Annotated in this window: 18 protein-coding genes and 1 tRNA gene; 11 read left to right on the plus strand and 8 right to left on the minus strand. The window is 32.2% G+C overall.

Features of this window, described 5'->3' with window-relative positions:
- Nucleotides 1-142: 142 nt before the first annotated feature.
- Nucleotides 143-215 (minus strand) — tRNA-Phe (locus tag ABEB18_RS16550).
- A 98-nt stretch (nucleotides 216-313) separates the two neighbouring features.
- Between ABEB18_RS16550 and ABEB18_RS16555 the strand changes: the two genes are divergently transcribed.
- The 7 genes from ABEB18_RS16555 (at nucleotide 314) to ABEB18_RS16585 (ending at nucleotide 7,299) form a co-directional block, all read left to right on the plus strand.
- Nucleotides 314-1,048, plus strand: coding sequence for a type III pantothenate kinase (locus tag ABEB18_RS16555; protein WP_348800449.1), 735 nt, complete (start codon nucleotides 314-316; stop codon nucleotides 1,046-1,048).
- Entirely contained in the window at nucleotides 1,041-2,291 is a 1,251-nt protein-coding gene (gene bamG / locus ABEB18_RS16560; protein ID WP_348800450.1) for a BamG family beta-barrel-assembly machinery protein, read from the plus strand. The genes ABEB18_RS16555 and bamG overlap by 8 nt, the downstream gene beginning before the upstream one ends.
- Before the next feature lie 44 nt (nucleotides 2,292-2,335).
- Entirely contained in the window at nucleotides 2,336-2,890 is a 555-nt protein-coding gene (lptC, locus tag ABEB18_RS16565) for an LPS export ABC transporter periplasmic protein LptC (protein WP_348800452.1), read from the plus strand.
- A gap of 12 nt (nucleotides 2,891-2,902) precedes the next feature.
- Nucleotides 2,903-3,094 carry a hypothetical protein gene (locus tag ABEB18_RS16570; RefSeq protein WP_348800453.1) on the plus strand — a complete coding sequence of 64 codons (192 nt, stop codon included), beginning with the start codon at nucleotides 2,903-2,905 and terminating at the stop codon, nucleotides 3,092-3,094.
- Nucleotides 3,095-3,100: 6 nt separating this feature from the next.
- The gene (locus ABEB18_RS16575; protein ID WP_348800454.1) at nucleotides 3,101-4,360 is read left to right on the plus strand and encodes a hemolysin family protein; all 1,260 of its coding nucleotides are present in this window, start codon (nucleotides 3,101-3,103) and stop codon (nucleotides 4,358-4,360) included.
- A gap of 110 nt (nucleotides 4,361-4,470) precedes the next feature.
- The gene (locus ABEB18_RS16580; RefSeq protein ID WP_348800455.1) at nucleotides 4,471-6,570 is read left to right on the plus strand and encodes a peptidylprolyl isomerase; all 2,100 of its coding nucleotides are present in this window, start codon (nucleotides 4,471-4,473) and stop codon (nucleotides 6,568-6,570) included.
- 291 nt (nucleotides 6,571-6,861) lie between these two features.
- The gene (locus tag ABEB18_RS16585) at nucleotides 6,862-7,299 is read left to right on the plus strand and encodes a hypothetical protein (protein ID WP_348800456.1); all 438 of its coding nucleotides are present in this window, start codon (nucleotides 6,862-6,864) and stop codon (nucleotides 7,297-7,299) included.
- A gap of 4 nt (nucleotides 7,300-7,303) precedes the next feature.
- On the opposite strand, the gene ABEB18_RS16590 is transcribed toward ABEB18_RS16585, so the two are convergent.
- Both ABEB18_RS16590 and ABEB18_RS16595 read right to left on the minus strand, forming a co-directional pair.
- Complete coding sequence (locus ABEB18_RS16590) at nucleotides 7,304-8,215, minus strand: GYDIA family GHMP kinase (protein ID WP_348800457.1); 912 nt, start codon at nucleotides 8,213-8,215, stop codon at nucleotides 7,304-7,306.
- Nucleotides 8,216-8,317: 102 nt separating this feature from the next.
- Nucleotides 8,318-9,634, minus strand: a complete 1,317-nt coding sequence (locus ABEB18_RS16595) for a hydroxymethylglutaryl-CoA reductase, degradative (protein ID WP_348800458.1) — start codon at nucleotides 9,632-9,634, stop codon at nucleotides 8,318-8,320.
- Between the two features lie 356 nt (nucleotides 9,635-9,990).
- On the opposite strand from ABEB18_RS16595, the gene ABEB18_RS16600 reads away from it, so the two are divergent.
- The 4 genes from ABEB18_RS16600 to ABEB18_RS16615 are packed head-to-tail and all read left to right on the plus strand — an operon-like array spanning nucleotide 9,991 to nucleotide 16,079.
- Nucleotides 9,991-12,162 carry a S9 family peptidase gene (locus tag ABEB18_RS16600; protein ID WP_348800459.1) on the plus strand — a complete coding sequence of 724 codons (2,172 nt, stop codon included), beginning with the start codon at nucleotides 9,991-9,993 and terminating at the stop codon, nucleotides 12,160-12,162.
- Nucleotides 12,163-12,171: 9 nt separating this feature from the next.
- Entirely contained in the window at nucleotides 12,172-13,674 is a 1,503-nt protein-coding gene (locus ABEB18_RS16605) for a peptide MFS transporter (RefSeq protein WP_348800460.1), read from the plus strand.
- Between the two features lie 35 nt (nucleotides 13,675-13,709).
- Nucleotides 13,710-15,515: a peptide MFS transporter gene (locus ABEB18_RS16610; RefSeq protein WP_348800461.1), complete on the plus strand. Its 1,806-nt coding sequence runs from the start codon at nucleotides 13,710-13,712 to the stop codon at nucleotides 15,513-15,515.
- 45 nt (nucleotides 15,516-15,560) lie between these two features.
- Complete coding sequence (locus ABEB18_RS16615) at nucleotides 15,561-16,079, plus strand: thioredoxin family protein (protein WP_348800463.1); 519 nt, start codon at nucleotides 15,561-15,563, stop codon at nucleotides 16,077-16,079.
- A gap of 5 nt (nucleotides 16,080-16,084) precedes the next feature.
- On the opposite strand, the gene ABEB18_RS16620 is transcribed toward ABEB18_RS16615, so the two are convergent.
- From ABEB18_RS16620 to surE, 5 genes are all read right to left on the minus strand, one after another.
- Entirely contained in the window at nucleotides 16,085-18,121 is a 2,037-nt protein-coding gene (locus tag ABEB18_RS16620) for a ComEC/Rec2 family competence protein (RefSeq protein WP_348800464.1), read from the minus strand.
- A gap of 342 nt (nucleotides 18,122-18,463) precedes the next feature.
- Nucleotides 18,464-19,072: a DUF937 domain-containing protein gene (locus ABEB18_RS16625; RefSeq protein WP_348800465.1), complete on the minus strand. Its 609-nt coding sequence runs from the start codon at nucleotides 19,070-19,072 to the stop codon at nucleotides 18,464-18,466.
- Between the two features lie 249 nt (nucleotides 19,073-19,321).
- Nucleotides 19,322-20,434: a lipid-A-disaccharide synthase gene (gene lpxB / locus ABEB18_RS16630; RefSeq protein WP_348800466.1), complete on the minus strand. Its 1,113-nt coding sequence runs from the start codon at nucleotides 20,432-20,434 to the stop codon at nucleotides 19,322-19,324.
- A gap of 127 nt (nucleotides 20,435-20,561) precedes the next feature.
- Entirely contained in the window at nucleotides 20,562-20,834 is a 273-nt protein-coding gene (locus ABEB18_RS16635) for a hypothetical protein (protein ID WP_348800468.1), read from the minus strand.
- The gene (gene surE, locus ABEB18_RS16640) at nucleotides 20,827-21,606 is read right to left on the minus strand and encodes a 5'/3'-nucleotidase SurE (RefSeq protein ID WP_348800469.1); all 780 of its coding nucleotides are present in this window, start codon (nucleotides 21,604-21,606) and stop codon (nucleotides 20,827-20,829) included. Before surE ends, ABEB18_RS16635 begins: the two co-directional genes overlap by 8 nt.
- Nucleotides 21,607-21,709: the final 103 nt, after the last annotated feature.

A 21,709-nucleotide genomic window follows, 5' to 3' on the forward strand; every position in this document is an offset into this window, starting at 1 on the left:
TATGATTCCAATTGCAGTAGCTTTTCTGCAAATATCAAGCTTTTTAATTATTTCTCCCCAGGTTTTGTGATTGATCCGGGATCAGGTTATAATTAGTTCTAAGAGGTATAAAACAAAAAACCCACTCGAAGAGTGGGTTATGTGGTACCTCCAGGGATCGAACCAGGGACACATGGATTTTCAGTCCATTGCTCTACCATCTGAGCTAAGGTACCTTGCTAATGCGGGTGCAAATATAAGATCATTTTTAATTTATCCAAAACAAATATTAAAAAAAAATCAATTCGTATCTTAGCAGTATTAAATTAAATCTATGATTCTAGCTATTGATATCGGGAATACTAGAGTTAAGTCTGCTGTTTTTCAAGACGATACTCTTTTGGAGCTTTTTGTTTTTTATAAATTGGAGTTGAAAAAAAATATTCAAAATATTTTGATTAATTATCCAAAAGTGACTCAATTTGTTGTTTCATCTGTTTCGGATATTGAAAAAAAGGATTTTTCATTATTTGAGTTGCAAGTTAAAATACATTTTGTCTCTTATAAAGATTCGTTCCCTTTTGTGAATAAGTATAAAACTCCGGAGACATTAGGTGTTGATAGGATGATTCTAGCAGCAGGAGCATTACTTTTATATCCCAATCAAAATAGGTTGGTTATTGATGTAGGGACATGTCTTACATATGATTTTATTGATAAGTCGAACAATTATCTTGGTGGTGCTATTTCTCCTGGTTTGCAATTGCGTTATAATGCTATGCATAATTTTACTGCTAAACTACCACAATTGATTGCTGAAAATCCCCATTCTATAATTGGGGGGTCGACTATTGAAGCAATGCATTCGGGAGTTGTAAACGGATTGGTCTATGAAATTGACGGTTTTATAGAAGAATATAAGCAATTGTATTCAAATTTTATCATAATTTTAACGGGTGGTGATACAGATTTTTTGGCTAGAAGATTAAAAAATACCATATTTGCCAATTCAAATTTTCTATTGGAGAGTTTGAACCAATTTTTTCAATATAAAATAGAAAATGATTAAAAAAATTATTGTTGCCGCTTGTTTCTTTTTCTCACTAATGGTTAGTGCTCAAAGTGGATCAGCATCTCCTTATTCTTTTTTTGGTTTAGGTGAATCTAGATTTAAAGGAAACCTCGAAAATCGTTCAATGGGTGGGCTTAATATTGAGCAAGACAGTCTTCATATCAATATTTTAAATCCTGCAAGCTTTGCTGCGATACAGTTAACCGCATTTACAATTGGTGGAAATTATACAATGACTAATTTAAAAACGGATTCTAATAAAGGTAATGCTCAAAGAACTGCTATTGATTATTTAGCTGTTGGATTGCCTTTAGGAAAAGTTGGAGTTGGTTTTGGATTGATGCCTTATACTTCTGTCGGATATAATATTGAATCTACAAATTCTGATATCGATGGTGCAAATAGTGTTTTAAAGGGTACAGGAGGGTTGAACAAAGCTTTTTTCTCGTTAGGTTATACAATTATCCCAAATTTGGTCATTGGAGCTGATATTCAATATAATTTTGGAAGAATAAATAATACAAATTTAGAATTCTTGACAGGAGTTTTAGTTGGGACAGAAGAAAAAAATAAAGCTGATTTGAACGGATTGGCAACTAATTTTGGAATAATGTATAAGCAAAAGATTTATAAATCTACCAATTTATATACTAGCTTTACTTATACTCCAAAATCTAAATTATCTTCTACTAATACTAAAACAATATCTACAGTAAGTTATAATTCTAATTATGATGTTTCTATTATAGATGCTGTTGATGAACAAGAAATTAGAACCGATTTAACTATTCCTGATAAAACTTCTATTGGAATAGGTGTTGGGAAAACAAAAAAATGGTTGTTAGGTACACAATTGACATTTCAAAACGTCGGAGAATTAGCAGCTGATTTCAATACAACGGACAAAGTTAGTTATGGAAAATCTGCAAGTTATAGTTTAGGAGGTTTTTATGTGCCAAATTATAATGTATTCTCAAGTTATTTTCAAAAAGTGGTTTACAGAGGAGGTTTGAAATTTACCAAGACTGGAACTATAATTGATAATGAAGAAATAAACGAAAAATCTATTAATCTAGGTTTTGGAATGCCAATTATAGGGAGTGTTTCTAATGTGAATCTTGGTTTAGAATTTGGAAAACGAGGAACGACATCTAAAGGATTGGTTCAGGAGAATTATTTTTCTTTTGCAGTGAGTTTTTCTCTTAATGATAAGTGGTTTAGACAACGTAAAATCGATTAAGATTTTGTCTTTTTAAACATTTAGAGGTTGTTTATAAATTAGATATGCTTTTTTTTACTAGAAATATTTCTTCCTATTTTTTTATGTTCATTCTTACTGGAGTGTTTCTTGCTTGTGAAAGTAATTTTAAGGAAATCCAAAAAAATGATTATTCAGAATTTGTTCCTAGTGGAGATGCTGATAATGTGAATCTGAAATACACAGATTCTGGAAGAATAAAATCTATATTGATAAGTCCTAAAATGTTTGATTATGCTAATGTAGATTTTGCATTTACAGAATTTCCAAAAGGAGTTGATGTTACTATATATGACGATAAAGGAAAGCGAACATTTATTCGGTCAAATTATGCGGTTTCATATAAGCAAACCAATATTATCGATTTGCAAGGAAAAGTTAAGATAACTTCTGAGGCAGGACAGGTATTAGAAACCGAACAACTGTTTTTTGATCAAAAAAATCAATGGTTTTATACTGAACGAAAATTTAAATTAACGGATGCAGCGAATAGCTCGACGGGGCAAGGAATTGATTTTAGTAAAGATTTTAAAACAATCAATTCACAAAGAATCCAAGGAGAAATAGAATCCAACGAATAAAATTAAAATCACATGAATTTTTTAAAATACACCTCGTATCTGTATTTGGCTTTTGGAATATATTTTTTATACGAAGGCTATACAAAATTGAATTCAGAAGAATCTCCTGCATTGAGTTTCTTTATTGGAGGACTTGCTATTTTTATGTTTTTCTTTAGAATGCGATTTGCTAAGAAATTTAATGATAAGAATAAAAAGTCTTGATAAAAAATGGAAATAGGGGTCATAATATTGTCTCTAATACTATGTGCATTTTTTTCAGGAATGGAGATTGCCTTTGTTTCGTCAAATAAGATATATCTTGAATTAGAAAAAAAGCAAGATAATTTTCTTTCTAGAATACTTACTAAGCTTACCGAAAAACCTTCAAAATTTATTGTTGCCATGCTTGTTGGTAATAATATAGCCCTTGTTGTATATGGTTTTTTTTCTGGTGAGTTGTTAATGAAGTGGTTGATGTTATTCGATCTTCATTTTTCAGATTTCACTAGTCTTTTGTTGCAAACGGTAATTTCGACGATAATAGTTCTAATCACAGCTGAATTTTTGCCAAAGGTTTTTTTTCAAATTTATGCCAATTCTATAATTAAGTTTTTTGCTATTCCAACTTATTTCTTTTATAGATTATTTTATTTTATTTCAACTTTCTTAATTTGGATTTCCGATTTTGTACTGAAAAATTTTTTTAAAACCGAAGGAGATCAGGTGCAACTCTATTTTAGTAAAGTAGAACTTGGAAATTATATTACCGAACAAATGAGTACTGTAGATGATGAAGAAGAAGTGGATTCTGAGATACAAATTTTTAGAAATGCTTTGGAATTTTCGGGAGTAAAAGCTCGAGATGTGATGACGCCGAGGACTGAAATAGCGGCAATAGATATTAAGGATCCAGTTGCTGATTTGAAAACTTTGTTTATTGAAACCGGTTACTCTAAAATTGTTATTTATCAAAATGCATTGGATGACATAGTTGGTTACGTTCATTCTTTTGATTTATTTAAAAAACCATCTACTATCAAAGATATTGTAATTCCAGTCGAATTTATTCCGGAGACTATTTTTGTAAAAGAGGCTATGGGAATTTTGATGAAAAAGAGAAAAAGTGTAGCAGTAGTTTTGGATGAATACGGAGGGACTTCTGGAATCTTGACAATGGAGGATATAGTAGAAGAACTTTTTGGGGAGATAGAAGACGAACACGATTTAGACGAAGAATTGATCGAAAAAGCATTAGGAGACAATACATTTTTGTTTTCTACTCGACTAGATGTAGAATATTTAAATCAAGCCTATAAGCTTACAATTCCCGAAAGCGATTCGTATGGAACACTTGGAGGATTTATTGTGAATTTTACTAAAGAAATTCCTCAAAAAGGAGCCGAAATTGATATCGAAAATTATCATTTCGTTATTGAAGAAGCCACAAATAAAAAGATAGAATTGGTTAGAATGTCTATCAAAGACTGAGTTTCTTTTTTTAATTTAAAAAAAAACAAAAAAAAAACAGTAGTTCTATAATTATTAATTAGATAATTGTATTTTCGCAAACAAAATTTTATAATAAACAATAATAAACAATGGCAGTTTTATCAAAAATTAGACAACATTCCGCTATAATGATTGGAGTTATCGCTCTGGCATTATTCTCATTTATAATTCAAGATCTTTTTACAAAAGGGAATTTTGGGACCAGTTCAAGTGATGTAGGAAGTATTAATGGAAAAGATGTTTCATTTGAAGATTTTAGAGTTAAGGTAAGCAATGTCGAAAAAAGTGGACAAGGTATCTCTGCAACAGAAGCCTCTAGAAGAGTTTGGGATCAAGAAGTGACTATTGCTTTGCTTACTGCCGAATTTGATAAATTAGGTTTAAGAGTAGGTGAAAAACATATTTTTGATATTCTAAAAGCGGATCAAAATATTGGTGGGAATCCGATGTTTTTGAATGCTGCAGGAATGTTTGATATTGCTAAATTCAAAGAATTTTTTAAATCAAATCCAGAGCAAGCTCAATTCTTAAAAGAAAGAGAGAAAGATGCAGAATTGAATGCTAAGTTTCAAATCTATAATACCTTAATCAAATCTGGAATTTATACTACACAAAGTGAAGGGAAATTCAACTATGAATTAGGAGCAAACAAAGTAAATTTTGATTACGTAGCTGCTTTGTATTCTACTATTAAAGATAGCGATGTAAAAATTAGCGATGCTGAAATTTTGGATTACATGAAAGCCAGTCCAAAAAAATTCAAGTCTGATGAAACTCGTGATGTAGAATATGTGTTGGTAGAAGATAAAGCTTCTGCTGCAGATATTAATGATGTTAAAACAAAATTGACTTCTTTGTTGTCAGGAAGTGTTGTTTATAATCAAACTACTGGTAAAAATGATACATTACCAGGGTTTAAAACTGCTAAAAACGTTGCTGAATTTGTAAATTCAAATTCGGATGTAGCTTACGATTCGTCTTATGTTGCTAAAAAAGATTTACCAGCTGTTGATGCGGATAAATTATACAATTTAGCACCAGGTGAAGTATATGGACCTTATGTTTTTGGTAAATATTACTGTATTTCTAAAGCTTTAGGGAAAAAAGCTGGTGTAAATGCAAAAGCAAGTCATATTTTAATTAGCTGGGAAGGAACTCAAGTTTCAAATCCAAAAGAAAAAAGAACTAAAGAAGAAGCAAAAATTTTGGCTGATGAAATTTTGGCTCAAGTTACTGCAAATCCAGATAGTTTCTTAATGCTTGCCTTTACTAAGTCTGATGATTCTTCATCTCAACAAGGTGGTGATTTAGGTTATTTTGGTCAAAACCAAATGGTGAAGCCATTTAATGATTTTGTTTTTAACAATGGAATTGGAAAAATTGGATTGGTTGAAACTCAATTTGGATATCATATTATTAAAATCACGGATAAACAAGATGGAATTCGTTTAGCAACTGTGGCTCAAAAAATAGAAGCTTCTGAAGCAACTTCTGACAAGGTGTTTCAACAAGCAACTAAATTTGAAATGGATGCTGAAGATAAAGATTTTAATAAATCAGCTAAAGATCTTGGTTTGTCAGTATCTCCAGCTGTTGCGGTAAAAGCAATGGATGAAGCATTTGGACCATTAGGAAACCAAAGAACAATTGTAAGATGGGCTTTTGAAAAGGAAACTAAAGTTGGTGATGTTAAACGATTTGAAGTAGCTAATTTAGGTCACGTTATTGCAAAATTAAAATCTGTAGATGATTCAGGATTGGTTCCAGTTTCTCAAGCAAGACCTTATATCGAAACAATCTTGAAAAACAAGAAAAAAGCAGAGATGTTAAAGGCTAAAATGACAGGAAGCTCATTAGAAGCTATTGCAAAAGCTACTGGAACAACTGTTGCAAAAGCTACAGACATTACTTTAGAAAACCCAGTTTTACCAGGTGGAGTAGGGCAAGAAGCTAAAGTTGTGGGTAATGCATTTGCTTTATCGGCAAATAAAATGTCAGCTCCTATTGAAGGTATTACAGGAGTATATGTTGTAAAAAACAATAGCACTGTAAAAGCTCCAGCTTTGAAAAACTATGCTGATAATGTTGCAAAATTAAAAGCTCAAAGTGCTTCTGATGCTAGTAGAGTATTATCTGCTTTGAAAGATGATGCTGAAATTGAAGATAATAGAAAAGATTTTAACTACTAGATAGATTATAGTTATAAAAAAAACCTGATGCTTGAAAAATAAAGTATCAGGTTTTTTTTATATTATAGGTAGCTCTTTTTTTAATGAATTACTCAATTCAATTAAATATTTTATTGTTAAATTTTATATCATCATTTTCTTTCTTCGTGACAATTTTTCTTTAACCTATGTCAAATATTACCGTTCATAGTATTTTTTGGTAAATCGTCTATACTTTTTGCGATACAAAAAAAAATGACATTATTTTGCATTAGTCAATTTTAAAGAATATTTTAATTAATACTATTTCTTATGTTTAGTTTATTTAGAAAAAAGCCTAAAGAATATTCCAAAATTGAAAGTCACATTTTTGGAATAATTACTGAGTTGCTAAAACTTAGTTCAACAGATATAAATTGTGACGAATTAGGTGCTAGATATTATCTTAGTAATGAAGAGCAACATTTTAGAGTTACTATTTATAGCGAGGATTCAGTAATCAGATTAACAAATACTCATGATTCTGTAGCTGAAAAATACAGTGTAGGTTTTGTGAAAGATGTATTGAGCGCTGTGAAAGAAGAAAAACACAGAAGAATGGAGTTAGTTTGCGGATCCATTACAACAAGTATCGAGGCTATGGCAGAACGCATGCATAATAAATTACTTGAGCAGAATGAAGCTGAAAATCAAACCATCAAGTTAGTCAAAACGGAAAGTTATAGTAATAGAAAAAAAGCGAATTACTAAGCGTTTATAAAATTAGGTCTTTATAGGCTATAATAATTTCATATCCTCTCTTTGTAAAATAATGTAGAGGATTTTTTTTTGAAACTACTAATACAAAATCACCTCCCCAGGCACCAAGACTTTTTATAGTTCCCTCAAAATCTGGAAACAAAGCTTCTTTTACGGTTTTAGTTTCAAGAATAGCACTCAATATTTTTTCATGTTTTTCTAAAGCTTCTGAAAAAACTTCTTCATTTTGAGCTTGTAAAACGTGCTGAGTCAATTGATTTATAGTTTCCTTTTGTTGATCTAAATGATTTTTTTTCTCTTTATAAGAGGCAATAGCTTTTTTGCTGTCTTGTTTTTGGTTGAGATAAACAAAATATAAATTCTCGAAAAACTTAGGGTTAAATTTTACTTTTTCGACTATTGGTTTTTCATTTTCGATATGATAAATAATTGGACAGTCATTTTGAGCACAGCTAATATCGTAACCACTTCCTCCAAAACTAATTCTAAGAAGCGTGTAGGCATCAATAGAAAACCATTGGGCGATATTGTTTATTAGAGTTGATGATGTTCCAAGTCCCCATTTTCTTGGGAAAGTCAATTCGGTAGTAACGTTGAAGCCCTTAGAATTTGATAAGATTTCTGGATTTAGATCGTGTGCTGATCGTAGAATCGTAATTAAAGTTTCTTTTATCGATTCATATTGTAATGGAGTTTTATTTGTTATATCTGAATAGAGGATTGTTTCATCAAACCAAATACTACCATCAGCATCATAACTTTTCCATTTTATTTCGTGATTTGTTTTTTTTTCGATACTTAAATTTTGTCCTAATTTAGTAGGTAGTGCTAATGCTTTTACGCCATCAAGAACGAGGTATTCTCCTGTTATTAAAAGTTTTCCGTTGCTGTAAAAGGTTGTTTTCATGGATGTTTTTTTGTAGCCCCGATAGTAGTGGAAATCCTTTTGTGCCAGGGTTCGGCACAAAAGATTGAAACGGATAGCGGGATTGGCTCCTAATAAAATTAATTATTTTCTTAAGTTTTCTATAAAATCTACAACTCCGCTATGTGAAACGACGTGGTGTTTGAAGTGTTTTTTAATTAAATGCCGTTCTTCATCATTGGTTTCGAACTGATTGAGAATGTTGTTTAGATGCATTTTCATGTGGCCTTCTTGTATTCCTGTTGTGGTGAGTGAACGCAAAGCGGCAAAGTTTTGTGCCAAACCTGCAACTGCTACAATTTGCATAAGTTCTTCTGCTGTTGGTTTTTCTAGCATTTCTAAAGATAATTTTACCAAAGGATGTAAAGAGGTTAGTCCGCCAACGGTTCCTAATGCTAAAGGGACTTCTAGCCAAAAACTAAAAACCCCATTTTCGATTTTGGCATGAGACAAACTGGAATATTGGCCGTTTTTTGATGCATAAGCATGAATTCCAGCTTCGACAGCTCTAAAGTCGTTTCCAGTTGCTAAAACAACAGCGTCTATTCCGTTCATAATCCCTTTATTGTGCGTTACGGCACGGAAAGGCTCTATTTCGGCAATTTGAACAGCTTGAATAAATTTTGTCGCAAATTCTTCAGGATCTTCTATATGTTTTTCGGCTAATTCTTCTATTGGACATGATACTTCGGCACGAACAATACAATTGGGCACATAGTTTGACAAAATGCTCATGACCACCTGGATGTTCTTTTCTTCTTCAGTGAATATTTCGAAATCTAATGCTTCCTCTTTTAATGTCTTGGCAAATTGCTCTAAACAGGAGTTGATAAAATTAGCTCCCATGCTATCCTTTGTTTCAAAGGTTGCATGAAGTTGAAAGTAATTTGGAAGCAAATCCGTTTTGTTGTTTAGAATGATGTCAATAATTCCACCACCACGTTTTTGCATGTTTTTGGTAAGATTTTCGGTATTGTCAAACAATTTTGATTTTATTTGAGCGAAAAAGGATGTCAGTTTTGATGAATCTCCTTTGTAAATAAAATGAACTTGTCCAATTTTTTCGGTATTGATAACAGTAGTTTTAAAACCCCCACGTGTGGACCAAAATTTGGCTGCTTTTGATGCTGCGGCAACTACCGAACTCTCTTCAATGGCCATTGGTATAGTTTTATATTTTCCATTTATCAAAAAATTTGGTGCCACCCCTAGAGGTAAATAAAAGTTTGAAATGGTATTTTCTATAAACTCATCGTGTAATTTCTGAATTTTTTCGTCTGCATTCCAATAATTTTTAAGAATAGAAATGGCTTCGCTAGGGGTTGAAAAATAGTTATTAGCAATCCAGTTAATTTTTTCTTCTTTGGATAATTTAGAAAATCCTGAAACCATATTGTTCATAGAGTATTTGTTATTCTTTAATGAGACAAAGATACATATTCCTGATGTTTTATTTTCGGGATATTTTTTTTGGTTTTTAGATTAAAATATTAAAAACTGTAGCGATTTTTATTTTGAGAATAGTAGTAATTTATCCATTCTTTTGTTGTAATGTGAAAAGATAGTTTTGCTAATGATTTTTTGTAGAATTTTAAAAATTGCTCATTCTTTGGTAAGAATGTTTGATTTTTATTTACTTATTGAGAAACATTCATAAGAATTGTTAAAAATATTTTTTTATAACATTTAACATCGCTTTGGTGTTTTATTTGTGAATTTTTCACTAAAATTGTCGTTTTTATAACTTAACCTACATTATGAGTTCAAACAAAATTACTATTTTACTTCTTTTTTTGTGTGTTACTGTTTTTGGACAGCAGAAAATAACGGTTGATGAGATTTATACAGGTGCTTTTCGTGCGAAAGGAATGGATCAAATGCAATCTTTAAAGAATACGAATCAATACACAGTATTGAATTTTGACAGAGTTTCTAAGAGTATGCAAATTGATTTATACGATTTCGCTACTTTGAAAAAAGTTTCAAATTTGATTGACACAAAAAATATTAAAGAACTTGCTAAGGGAATCGATAGTTATACTTTTGATTCTTCTGAAAAGAAGATTTTAATTGCTTGTAATTCTTCTAAAATTTTCCGCCACTCTTTTACTGCTGATTATTTCGTTTACGATATCGCAGAAAAAACTTTGACAAAACTGGTTGATTCTCAAATTCAAGAACCAACTTTCTCGCCTGACGGAACAAAAATCGCTTACGCAAAACAGAATAACCTTTATATCTACGACCTAGCATCAAAAAAAGAAATTGCTGTTACAACTGATGGAAAAAAGAATGCCATTGTAAATGGTATTACTGACTGGGTTTATGAAGAAGAATTTGCATTTGTACGAGCTTTTGACTGGAGTAAGGACAGTAAAAAAGTAGCTTATATTCGTTTTGACGAAAGTCAGGTTCCAGAGTTTTCGATGTCAATGTTTCATAAAGATTTATATCCAACAATTGAAACGTTCAAATACCCTAAAGCTGGTGAGAAAAATTCAGAAGTTTCATTGCATATTTTTGATGTAGCAGGATCGACTTCTAAAAAAGTTGATTTAGGAAACTATAATGATTTCTACATTGCGAGAATGCAATGGACGAATGACAATAATGTATTATCGGCTCAGGTTTTAAATCGTCACCAAGATAATTTAGATTTGCTATTTGTGGATGGAACATCAGCAAAAGCCAAAGTGGTTTTGAACGAGAAGGATAAAGCTTATGTTGATGTTACCGATAATTTGACATTTTTAGCAGATAATAGTTTTATCTGGACAAGTGAGCAAGATGGTTTTAATCATATTTATGTATATGATAAAACAGGAAAGCTTAAAAATCAAGTTACTAAAGGAAATTGGGAAGTTACTAATTACTACGGTTTCGACGAAAAAAACAAAACTATTTTCTACCAATCTACAGAAAAAGGTTCCATCAATAGAGCAGTTTACCGTATTTCATTAGAAGGAAAAAATAAAGTTGCTTTATCAAGTAAAATTGGAACAAACTCAGCGACATTCAGTCCTAACTTCCAATACTTCATTAATACTTATTCTAGCGCTACTCAACCAACAACTTATACTTTAAACGAGGCAAAAGCAGGAAAAGAAATTCAGGTTATCGAAAACAATAAGGTTCTTGCAGATAAATTAAAAGGATATGAGCTTCCTTCAAAAGAGTTTTTTGTTCTAAAGACTGCAAAAGGAAATGAATTGAATGCTTGGATTATGAAGCCAAAAGATTTTGATGCTTCAAAAAAATACCCAGTTTTCATGTTTCAGTATTCAGGGCCAGGATCACAGCAGGTAGCAAATCAATGGAATAATTCTAACGATTATTGGTTTCTTTCATTGACGCAACAAGGTTGTATAGTTGCTTGTGTCGATGGTAGAGGAACAGGATTCAAAGGTGCTGAGTTCAAAAAAGTAACTCAGCTACAATTAGGTAAATATGAAGTAGAAGACCAAATTGAAGCCGCTAAAGTTATTGGTTCTTATCCATACGTTGATGCTTCACGAATTGGAATTTTTGGATGGAGCTACGGTGGTTTCATGGCTTCAAACTGCATTTTCCAAGGAGCAGATGTATTCAAAATGGCTATCGCCGTTGCACCAGTTACCAACTGGCGTTTTTATGACAGTGTTTATACTGAGCGTTACATGCATACTCCGCAAGAAAATGCAAGCGGATATGATATCAATTCTCCGATCAACCATGTGGATAAATTGAAAGGCAAGTTTTTATTAATTCATGGTTCAGGTGATGACAACGTTCACGTTCAAAATTCAATGCAAATGATGGAAGCTTTAATTCAAGAAAACAAACAATTTGATTCTCAGATATATCCTGACAAAGACCATGGTATTTATGGAGGGAAAACAAGAATACAACTGTATAATAAAATGACTAATTTTATTAAAGTAAATTTATAGTAGTAAGCAATGAGCGCAATTAGACCAACTTTAGAGGAAATTCAAAATTTCGAAGGAAAATACCCGAAACAGTTGTGGTATTTATTTTTTGTAGAAATGTGGGAGCGTTTTTGTTTCTACGGAATGCGTGGTGTATTGACCATTTTTATGGCAGATCAGCTTTTAGGACTAGCTTTGTCTGATAAAGATGCCAATTTAAAATACGGTGCTATTCAGGCGTTTGTATATGCTTTCACTTTTATAGGTGGAATTTTTGCGGACAAAATTTTAGGGTTTAAAAAATCATTGTTTTTCGGAGGTTTAATAATGATTTTAGGAAACTTAATCATTGCGTTTTCTCCGCAAGCCTTATTTTATGTCGGAATTACATTGACTATTATAGGGACAGGTTTTTTTAAACCGAATATCTCTTCGATGGTGGGTGAATTATACAAGGAAGGAGATCCTCGTCGTGATGCAGGTTTCGGTTTGTTTTATTCAGGTATTAATGCCGGAGCTTTTTTAGGAGGTATTGTTTGTGTTTATCTTGGAAAAAGTGCAGATTTTGGATGGAGTTATGCCTTTTTGGCTGCCGCTGCTGTAATGGTTATTGGATTAATCACTTTTGTGTATACTAAAAATGCATTAGGTCCAATTGGAGACTCACCTTTATTAGAAAATGAACCTTCAAAACGCAAAACCAAAGAAATTGCTGTGTATGTTGGAGCCTTACTGAGTATTCCACTGGTCTTTTTGATGATTAAAAATACGGACTATACAGATTATTTTATGTATACTATTGGCCCGTTGGCCTTGTTGTACTTCTTGTATGAAACATTTAAAGAAAACAGTGAAGCAGCACGTAAAAAATTAATTGCAGCATTGGTTTTTATTTTATTCTCTGTAGTTTTCTGGGCTTTCTTTGAACAAAGTGGAGGGTCATTATCTTTATTTGCAAAATACAATCTTTCGGATAAGTTGTTGTTTTTCAATATTGATCCTAATATGGTGAACAACTCTTCAAACTCTTTGTTCGTAATTATTTTTAGTCCAATTATCGGTTTGTTGTGGTTAGGATTGGCGAAACGAAAAATTGAGCCGAACACTGTAATTAAATTTGGAATTGGATTTTTGTTCTTAGCTGCAGCATTTTATGTTTTTTACTCTACTCGTTTCTTTGCTGGTCCGGATGGTAAAACATCTTTAAATGTTTTTACGGTTTCATACCTGATTATTACTTTGGCTGAGTTGTGTTTGTCGCCAATTGGGTTGTCAATTATGACCAAACTATCTCCGAAGAGGTTGTCAGGAATGATGATGGGAATGTGGTTTTTGGCGAGTGCATATGGACAATATGTAGCAGGTTTGTTAGGGGCAGGAATGTCATCGCCTGATGAAAATGCTTCAGCTGCAGATAAATTGATTGCTTTTACAGATGGTTATTATCAATTGGCAATTTATGCACTGATTGCGGGTATAGTTTTGGTTGCACTTTCGCCTTTGGTGCGTAAGTTAATGCAGGAGGTTAAATAAAAAGTTCTTAAAAGAATTAGTTTTAAATTTTTAATATGAGTCAGAACAATACAGATCAATTTTTTAAGAGTACCGTTTTAGGACATCCTGCCGGTTTGTTCGTTTTATTTTTTACAGAGATGTGGGAGCGTTTTTCGTTTTACGGAATGCGTTCATTATTGATTTTATTTTTAACCACTTCTTTTGTAGATGGCGGCTGGGGCTGGACTCGTGAGAATGCTTCTGCGCTTTTCGGTTCTTATGTAGGATTGGTTTATCTGTCTACCATGCTTGGCGGTTATTTTGCCGACAAAGTAATTGGTTTTCGATGGGCAGTAGTAGTTGGGGCAGTTTTAATGACGTTAGGACATGCTTCTATGGCGGTTGAAACAGAATTTTCTATTTACCTTGGTTTAGTATTATTGGTTTTTGGAAATGGTTTTTTTAAGCCAAATATGACTTCTATTGTTTCTGAAATGTATAAAGACCGTCCTGAAAAGAAAGACGGAGCCTACACATTATTTTATATGGGCGTGAATGCAGGTGCTTTTTTCGGAATTTTGCTTTGTGGATACTTAGGGGAAAAAGTGGGCTGGAGTTATGGTTTTGGATTAGCAGGAATTTTTATGTTCTTCGGAATGCTGCAGTTTTGGCTGTCTCAGAATATCTTTGGAGATATTGGTTTAAAGCCAAATAAAGAAAGTAAAGCAAAAGCTGAGGCTTTAGATACAGATAAAAGAAACCCTTTTTCGCCATTGCAGTTAGCAGCAATTGCATTCTCTTCAATTGTAGCGTTGTTATGGCTTGTAAATGATCCTGCGGCCAAAATATCCGGAGGAAAAGTAAATGTTTTTTCTTTCCTTGGTGATAACGGAAATTCAATTGCGATACTTTCTGCCTTAATTGTTTTTATTGTTTTGTTGGTTTACAGATTTACTCAATATTCAAAAATTACTAAAGAAAAACTGATAGCAGTAACTTTTTTCGCTTTTCTAACAATTTTCTTTTGGGCAATTTTTGAGCAGTCTCCAAACAGTCTGACCATTTTTGCCAGTGATTATACAGACCGAGTTTTGGTTGGAAATTGGAGTGTTGTCTTTTTAGTAGTAAATTCATTAATTACGATTTTGCCATTGGTGATTATAACCTGGGTTTTGATCTTATTATTTAAACAGACTTTCAAATTATATGCTGTCGCTAATATTATTTTGAGTATTAGTTTTGTCATTATTTGGGCAATAGCAATCTGGATGCTGGCTAAAGATTATTATACAGCCGGATATTTGTCATTGTCAGACGCAACATTGCAAACTTTGAAAATTGACAAGGTTACGACACCTCTTACCGAAGTTCCAGCAACATGGTTTTCTACTTTAAACTCTTTGTTTATCATTTCTTTAGCTCCATTGTTTTCTAAATGGTGGGAAAGCAAATACAACCCTTCTGCAAATTTAAAATATGGTATCGGAATGGGGTTGCTTGCACTTGGAATGGCTTGTGTTGCTTTTGGTGCAAATGGGATTGAGCCAGGAGCCAAAACAGCTTCGGTAAGTATGATTTGGCTAATTCTGGTTTATCTTTTTCACACAATGGGTGAACTTTGTATTTCTCCAGTTGGACTTTCGTATGTTAGTAAATTAGTTCCTGCCCGTATGATTGCGTTCATGTTCGGAGTTTGGTACCTGGCAGTGGCTATCGGAATGAAAGGGGCTGGGATGTTTGGTGAAAATATTGATAAAATTGCCAATGAGCACGGTTTAAGTTATTTCTTTTGGATGCTGACCATTATATCAATTGTGGTGGCTTTGTTTTCAATTTTAATGACACCAGTCATTAAAAAATTAATGCATGGTGTAAGATAACCAACTTTATTATTTTTGTTTAAATTTGAAAAAAAAATAAACCAAATGAGAAAAATATTTATACTGGCTTTTTTTATAATAGGTTCTTTGGCTGTAGAAGCTCAAGAAGTGAAATGGTACACAGATGTAAAAGAGGCGATTACAGTTTCTGTCAAAGAAAAAAAACCATTGATGCTTTTTTTTACAGGAAGTGACTGGTGTGGATGGTGCATTCGGTTACAAAAAGAAGTGCTGAAAACACCAGAATTTGATAAATGGGCAAAAGAAAGTGTTGTTCTTGTTGAAATAGATTACCCAAGAAGAACTGCACAATCGGCAGAATTGAAAAGACAAAATAACGAATTGCAACAAGTTTTCGGGATCCAAGGTTTTCCAACGGTCTATTTTGCTAACGCAAAAGAAAAAGACGGCAAAGTCAATTTTGAAGCATTAGGAAGCACGGGTTATGTTGCAGGTGGTCCTACAGCTTGGTTGGGAGTTGCAGATTCATTTGTTAAAAAGCCAATTGTAAGTGCTGAGGAAACTTCTAAATCCAAATCTAAATCCAAAACCAAAAAAGGCTAAAATAATTAGTTAATTCTGAAGAATCCTTTTTCGTTCGTTGAATGAAAAGGGATTTTTTTCTTTGCGCAAGTTCTTGCCCATATTTGTTGAATGTTTTTATAATTGGAAGCATCAGCCACAATATTTTTGGGTTTAGCTATTTGTAGTAATCGCTCAAGATTAATTTTTGCAGATTGAGTTATAATAATGATATCAGGATGAATTCTAGTGGGATAAATAGTTGTACTATCAATCAAGAGAATTTTTTTGTCCTCAAAATAAAAAAGATTTTTTAGTTGGTATTGGTGTTGTAAGGAACTAAAATTCGATGTTAAATACGAAGATACTTGTTCATTGGGAGTGTTTTTAATATCAAAGTTATTTGCATAGAGTGTAGCATTTGTTCCTTTTCGTTCTATTATTTGTGTTTGTTTGTAAGTATTAAAAACAATAAATTCAGCTTGTTTTTGGGTTTCCCATTTGGTTGCTATGTAGGATAATTGCAACAGTATAATTGCCGATAATGTGGCTAGACAATTTTTGAAAGTTCTAAATTTTAAGGCCAAAACAAGTGTTATAATTACCAAATAACTGTTTAATAATAGCGGAATATTCAAAGGAATATCTTTGATAATGAACTGTTCAAAGGAGGCTACTGTTTCGATAATTTTGTTCAAACAAAAGATACTTAATTCTAATGCATTGATGGTATAAACAGAGACCCAATTGAAGGCAGCAAAAAACATTACCAAAACCCCAAGCCCCATTATTAGACCCAAAAGAGGGATGATCAGGATATTGGTTAGAAAGAATAATCCAGGAAATTGATGGAAATAATAAATACTAAGTGGTAAAGTTCCTATCTGTGCTGCAAATGAAATTGTTAGAATGTCCCAAAAATAGTTTGCGATTTTGTTTTTAGGTTTCCAAATTGAGGCTAATAAGGGCTGTAGCCAAATGATAAAAAAAACGGCTAAATAACTGAGTTGAAAGCCTAGGTCGAACAAAAAAGAAGGTTCAAATAACAATATGACTAATATTGAAATTGATAAAGTGTGATAAATATTGGTGCTTCTTCGTAGATAGAGACCAATGGCTACAAATGAAAACATTACCACAGATCGAACTACAGATGCGGATAATCCAGTAAAAATTCCAAATAAGAACAACAATATTAGCGTTGTTGTCAATTTTAAGAGATTGCTTTTTGGAGAGTTAGGAAAAGGTTTTAATAGAAAATTTATAAACAAAAGTAGAAATCCGATATGCAAACCCGAAACCGATAAAATATGTACCGCTCCAGCATATTGATAATCTTGAATAATTTCTGGATCAATATCTTGTTGTTGTCCTATGATTAAGGCAATTGCTACGTTTAACTCTTTTGAGTTGAATTTACTTTTTTCTAGATTTTTAATTATTTTCGATCGTAGAGCAGCAGCGTAATACCAGATGTTCTCTGTTTTTTTAGAGCCTAATTGTATTTGATTGAGTTTGACAAAAAGTTGAGCGTAAATTTGTTTGTTTTCTAGATACTTAGAATAATCAAACTGGTTGGGATTTTTTTGATTACTATTTTTAATGAGTTGCGCTTCGATTTTAAGTTGATTTCCAATTGTAAATTGATATTGAGTCAAGCTATCTTTTTCGATGTTTAAGAGGATTTTTCCAGATGTTTCTTTGCCATTTATCGAGTTTACTTGTGCAAGGTAGCGTTCTCTAAAGTGAGTACTTTTGAGCCTTTCTTTTACAGTAAGTATAAAAACATGATTACTATTATGAATATTTTTGTAGTGGTTGTAATGCTTGGGTTGAAAAGTTTCTGTGTGTAGTGTTTGGGTAGTCATTCCAATTGTCAAGGACTGGAGACAGGTTATTATTCCGAAATATATCGAAATTGTTGAATGTTTTTTAGATAAATAGTAGAATAGTATAAAGATAATAAAGGTTGCGCCTAATAAAGTAATGACAGTAGTAGGAACCGGTTTTAGAAAATAGGAAAGTAAAAGACCTATTATAAAAAAAATAGTGACTTTGAGTAAAGGGAAATTCCAAATTTTCATAAGAAACGTTTTTTAGTTTCACTTAGAAATGTAAAGATTGTCTTTATTAATACAGAATGATAATCTAAAATAAAATAGTTAAGTAGTTGGTTTAGTTATGAGTGTGATTATAAAACTAAATATTTTTTTTAAAATCACAATTTATATTGTAAATATTTTCGTAAAAAAACAAGCGTAAGTTTTGTGAATTTTAAATTTGTTTTTTTGTCAAATATAATTAACCTGAAAAGGTTTAATAAGAATAGCAGATAATACATCTCGAACCAATGCAGGAATGAATTGGTTTTAATTTTTAGAGAAATAGTTTTTTGCGACAGTTAATCTTTCTAGGTATTGAAGATTTTAAATTTTAAAAAGTTTGCCGAAAAATAGTTGCTTTATGTTAGATTTAGATAAAGAATCAGAGTTGAAGTGTGTTTCTTCATACTCGAAATTAGGATAACCCAATATCAATCTAATTCCTTCAGGAATTGTGTTTAAAAGTGTATTTTTCTCCGAAATTATACTGTTTAGCATATTGTTTTCTTTCTGTATTTCATTGTTAAAACGGGTCAAAATCAGCATTGTAGCAAAATTAAGTATGGCTGATGCTGTTTCGCTTTTGACGCCAATTTCATTTGAGATCATTTCAGAAATACGCCCTTTTTTGTAAGAGAAAATTTGATTCAATGGCTCATTGCCTTCTTCTTCAAAAGAATAATTTATCGAAGTGATTTTACCGTTTTCAAATTCGGTAGATTTATAAAATTCGGTCAGAGCAACAGAATTGATTATTTGCTCAAATAATGCATCGTTGGTAATTTTATCACCAAGACCAATGAGTACCGTACAAAAACTGGCATCTATTGATTTTTTTAATACAGATTCATTCTCTTCGTATTTTTTACAAAAGAGTGAAATTAAGGGTGAAGTGACAACACTTCGCAGTTGATTAAGTAAAAATGGGGCCATATTTATCTTTATATCAAGCAAATTTTGTTTGCATTATTCTATAAAAATCGACAAAGTGTATTATTTTATCGATTATCGGATAAATATATGTAAAATAAAATCAATAAATAACAAAAAGTAATAAATTTTTTAAAATTTGAATATTTTTTTGTTAATTGTTTTTAATATGGTTAGATAAAGATGTTTCCTTGTTTAGTTATTGATGCCTAAATTTAGAAAAGCATCACAAATTTACTGATATCGAAATACTTATTTTAGGTTGCTTACAATCAATTGAGCTGTGGTTTTACTGGCGCCAATTCCACCAAGTTTTTCTTCTAATAAATCGTAGTCGTTTAGTAATTTCTGGCGGTAATCAGGATTTAGAATTTTGGTCAATTCTTCATAAATGCGTTGCTGTGAACAATCATCCTGAATCAATTCTGTAACCACTTCTCTGTCCATAATTAAGTTGACCAAAGAAATGTATTTAAGGGTTATAATGCGTTTAGCAATTTGGTACGAAACCCAACTTCCTTTATAGCAAACCACTTCGGGAATTTTAAAAAGAGCGGTTTCTAATGTGGCTGTTCCCGAAGTTACAAGAGCTGCGGTAGCATTGCGTAATAGTGCATAGGTTTTATTTGATATAAATTTGATGTTGTCACTCGAAATAAATTGTTGGTAAAAACTAAAATCTTGACTCGGAGCACCCGCTATTACAAACTGATAATCTGGAAAATCCTCAACGATACTAAGCATTACTGATAGCATTTTGCTGATTTCTTGTTTTCGGCTTCCTGGTAAAATAGCAATAATTGGTTTTTCGGATAATTGATTTTCGGTTCGAAAAGTAGTCGTATCAATGGCCGATTGGTTGTGAATGGCATCAATCAACGGATGGCCGACAAAGTGTACGGGGAAATTGTGTTTCACTTCGTAGAAATCTTTTTCAAAAGGTAAAATCACATACATTTTATCAATATCGTGCTTGATGGCTTTGATTCTATTTTCTTTCCATGCCCAAATTTGTGGCGAAATATAATAATGATTCTTATATCCGTTTTCTTTGGCCCATTTAGCAATTCGCATATTAAAACCTGGATAATCAATATAAATGATAACGTCAGGATTAAACTGTTTAATATCATTTTTACAAAAGGCAATATTATTCAAAATGGTTTTTAGATTGAAGAGAACCTCTATAAAACCCATAAAAGCCAAATCACGGTAATGTTTTACCAAAGTACCTCCTATATTTTGCATTAAATCACCTCCCCAAAAACGAATTTCTGCTTTGGGATCTTCTTGATAGAGTGCTTTCATTAAATTTGAGCCATGTAAATCTCCTGATGCTTCTCCTGCAATAATATAGTATTTCATTTTTTTGCTTTTTATTGAACCGATTTTTTTCAACCACAAATTACACAAATTTGTAGTAATCCGACAAGATTTTAAAAGAACTAATTGAGTTGCTTTTTTGTCGTTTTAACGGGTTTGATTTATTTTTTTAAAGAAATAACGTGACAATGGTTAATACAATAACCGAAAAAATGACTCCTCTTGCCATGAGTTCTTTGTTTATTTTTAGTAATATTCCAAAGGCAGCCAAATCAAGAATAGAACCCAAAGTCACAATCTTTCCTAGGTTTCCTTGACTTTTTATGAGTTCAATTCCAGGTAGAAATTCCAAATGCATTACACATGTGATGTAAAGAAACATTCCTATTACAGCAGCAATGATCCCGATTATAAATCCGATTAGTAGGTCTATTTTATTCATTCCATTTCCAGGTGTTAAGTTGTTGCATCGTGTGATGGGCAGTCAGATCAAATTTTACAGGGACAACCGAAATGTATCCGTTTTCTAAAGCCCATTCGTCAGTGTCTTCGCCTTTGTCTTCGTTGATAAATTCGCCGTCGAGCCAGTAATAATCTTTTCCTTGAGGTGTTTTTCTTTTTTCAAATCTCTGATCGTATTTAGCATTGGCTTGGCGACAAATTTTTATTCCTTTAATTTCATTTTCTTTCAATTTTGGAAAATTAACATTCAGCACTACACCGTTTGGGAGTTTGTTTTGCAAAACTTCAAGTGTTATTTTTTTGATATAAGATTTGATTGGTGTAAAATCGGCATTCCAATCGAAATCCAACAACGAAAAACCTATAGATTGAATCCCTTCGATCCCAGCTTCAACAGCAGCGCTCATGGTTCCGGAATAGATTACATTTATAGACGAATTTGATCCGTGGTTGATTCCCGAAACACAAATGTCAGGTTTTTGTTTTAAAAGTTCGTTAACTGCCAATTTTACACAATCTACTGGAGTTCCAGAACAACTGTATTCGGTTATTGTGTCAGTGTCTTTTGAAATTTTATTCAGATAAAGGGTGTTGTTTATGGTGATGGCATGTCCCATGGCACTTTGAGGTTTGTCTGGCGCAACCACTACAACCTCACCAATTGTAGCCATTACTTCAATCAAAGTACGAATTCCTGGCGCCGAGATACCGTCGTCATTGGTAATAAGGATAAGAGGTTTTTTATTTTTCATTTTAAATTTAGAATAAAAATAATTGTTGATATTTTTTTAGTTCTTGAACAAATGTAGGGAGTCAATATGGTATATTGCGAACAAATAAAATCTATTTTTATAC

This window comes from Flavobacterium adhaerens (assembly GCF_040045115.1).
Lineage (GTDB): Bacteria > Bacteroidota > Bacteroidia > Flavobacteriales > Flavobacteriaceae > Flavobacterium > Flavobacterium adhaerens.